Source organism: Kribbella sp. NPDC051718 (genome assembly GCF_040681515.1).
Lineage (GTDB): Bacteria > Actinomycetota > Actinomycetes > Propionibacteriales > Kribbellaceae > Kribbella.
The window spans coordinates 1-3,152 of sequence record NZ_JBFAYZ010000030.1 but is presented as its reverse complement, the minus strand read 5'-3'; the positions used below and the strand labels follow the sequence as shown (position 1 = coordinate 3,152).

Genomic DNA, 3,152 nt, shown 5'->3' with positions numbered 1-3,152 from the left:
CCTCCTGTTAGAATAAATTCTGCCAATCTATTTGATTGCGCTTCTTTTAACCATATGTTTTATTTAATATTTGTACAAGAAAAACGAATTCAAATAGAATATATAAAAATAAATCATGGTAGATACATAGAATTCCTCAAATTTAATTAAGTACAACATTACTTAATAATAAAAATAAGTAATAAAAAAGCACAACTGATTAAATCAGCTGTGCTTTAATGTGCCTAGCAACGTCCTACTCTCACAGGGGGAAACCCCCAACTACCATCGGCGCTAAAGAGCTTAACTTCCGTGTTCGGCATGGGAACGGGTGTGACCTCTTTGCCATCATCACTAGACTATATTAGAGAACTTGTTCTCTCAAAACTGGATAAATTACATTGAAGTTTGTTAAGTAAAATTTGGTTAAGTCCTCGATCTATTAGTATTCGTCAGCTCCGTATGTCGCCACACTTCCACCTCGAACCTATCTACCTCATCGTCTTTGAGGGATCTTACTTACTTGCGTAATGGGAAATCTCATCTTGAGGGGGGCTTCATGCTTAGATGCTTTCAGCACTTATCCCGTCCACACATAGCTACCCAGCGATGCCCTTGGCAGAACAACTGGTACACCAGCGGTGTGTCCATCCCGGTCCTCTCGTACTAAGGACAGCTCCTCTCAAATTTCCTACGCCCACGACGGATAGGGACCGAACTGTCTCACGACGTTCTGAACCCAGCTCGCGTACCGCTTTAATGGGCGAACAGCCCAACCCTTGGGACCGACTACAGCCCCAGGATGCGATGAGCCGACATCGAGGTGCCAAACCTCCCCGTCGATGTGGACTCTTGGGGGAGATAAGCCTGTTATCCCCGGGGTAGCTTTTATCCGTTGAGCGATGGCCCTTCCATGCGGTACCACCGGATCACTAAGCCCGTCTTTCGACCCTGCTCGACTTGTAGGTCTCGCAGTCAAGCTCCCTTATGCCTTTACACTCTACGAATGATTTCCAACCATTCTGAGGGAACCTTTGGGCGCCTCCGTTACTCTTTAGGAGGCGACCGCCCCAGTCAAACTGCCCGCCTGACACTGTCTCCTACCCCGCTAAGGGGCATGGGTTAGAAGTTCAATACATCTAGGGTAGTATCCCACCAACGCCTCCTCCGAAGCTGGCGCTCCGGAATCTCTGGCTCCTACCTATCCTGTACAAGATGTATCAAAATTCAATATCAGGCTACAGTAAAGCTCCACGGGGTCTTTCCGTCCTGTCGCGGGTAACCTGCATCTTCACAGGTACTATAATTTCACCGAGTCTCTCGTTGAGACAGTGCCCAGATCGTTACGCCTTTCGTGCGGGTCGGAACTTACCCGACAAGGAATTTCGCTACCTTAGGACCGTTATAGTTACGGCCGCCGTTTACTGGGGCTTCAATTCGCACCTTCGCTTGCGCTAAGCACTCCTCTTAACCTTCCAGCACCGGGCAGGCGTCAGCCCCTATACGTCACCTTACGGTTTTGCAGAGACCTGTGTTTTTGCTAAACAGTCGCCTGGGCCTATTCACTGCGGCTCTCTCGGGCTTTCACCCTACTAGAGCACCCCTTCTCCCGAAGTTACGGGGTCATTTTGCCGAGTTCCTTAACGAGAGTTCTCTCGCACACCTTAGGATTCTCTCCTCGACTACCTGTGTCGGTTTGCGGTACGGGCACCTTTTACCTCGCTAGAGGCTTTTCTTGGCAGTGTGAAATCAGGAACTCCGGACATACGTCCTCGTCATCACAGCTCAACGTTATAGAAATGGGATTTGCCTCATTTCACGCCTCACTGCTTGAACATGCATAACCAACAGCATGCTTACCCTATCCTACTGCGTCCCCCCATTGCTCAAATGGTAAATAGGTGGTACAGGAATATCAACCTGTTGTCCATCGCCTACGCCTATCGGCCTCGGCTTAGGTCCCGACTAACCCTGAGCGGACGAGCCTTCCTCAGGAAACCTTAGTCATTCGGTGGACGGGATTCTCACCCGTCTTTCGCTACTCATACCGGCATTCTCACTTCTAAGCGCTCCACCAGTCCTTCCGGTCTGACTTCACAGCACTTAGAACGCTCTCCTACCACGGACATCTAAGATGTCCATCCACAGCTTCGGTGAATTGTTTAGCCCCGATACATTTTCGGCGCAGCGTCACTCGACCAGTGAGCTATTACGCACTCTTTAAATGATGGCTGCTTCTGAGCCAACATCCTGGTTGTCTAAGCAACGTCACATCCTTTTCCACTTAACAATTACTTTGGGACCTTAGCTGGTGGTCTGGGCTGTTTCCCTTTTGACTACGGATCTTATCACTCGCAGTCTGACTCCCGTGCATAAATCACTGGCATTCGGAGTTTGTCTGAATTCGGTAATCCGGGATGGACCCCTAGTTCAAACAGTGCTCTACCTCCAGGATTCTCTATCACGAGGCTAGCCCTAAAGCTATTTCGGAGAGAACCAGCTATCTCCAGGTTCGATTGGAATTTCTCCGCTACCCACACCTCATCCCCGCACTTTTCAACGTACGTGGGTTCGGGCCTCCAGTAAGTGTTACCTTACCTTCACCCTGGACATGGGTAGATCACCTGGTTTCGGGTCTACAACCACATACTCATTCGCCCTATTCAGACTCGCTTTCGCTACGGCTCCGTCTTCTAAAACTTAACCTCGCATGTAATCGTAACTCGCCGGTTCATTCTACAAAAGGCACGCTATCACCCATTAACGGGCTCTAACTACTTGTAGGCACATGGTTTCAGGATCTATTTCACTCCCCTTCCGGGGTGCTTTTCACCTTTCCCTCACGGTACTGGTTCACTATCGGTCACTAGGTAGTATTTAGCCTTGGGAGATGGTCCTCCCAGATTCCGACGGAATTTCACGTGTTCCGCCGTACTCAGGATACACTCAAGAGAGAATGAACTTTCAACTACAGGGCTGTTACCTGCTCTGGCGGGCCTTTCCAGACCGCTTCATTTAACTCATTCCTTTGTAACTCCATATAGAGTGTCCTACAACCCCAAGAGGCAAGCCTCTTGGTTTGGGCTATTCCCGTTTCGCTCGCCGCTACTCAGGGAATCGATTTTTCTTTCTCTTCCTCCAGGTACTTAGATGTTTCAGTTCCCTGGGTCTGC

The 3,152-nt window shown here is 49.2% G+C and carries 2 rRNA genes; both read right to left on the bottom strand.

The features are described from left to right. Positions 1 to 222 precede the first annotated feature (222 nt). Positions 223 to 338: ribosomal RNA gene (gene rrf / locus AB0M15_RS41800) — 5S ribosomal RNA — on the bottom strand. A 63-nt stretch (positions 339 to 401) separates the two neighbouring features. Beyond that, positions 402 to 3,152: ribosomal RNA gene (locus tag AB0M15_RS41795) — 23S ribosomal RNA — on the bottom strand; the annotation flags it as partial.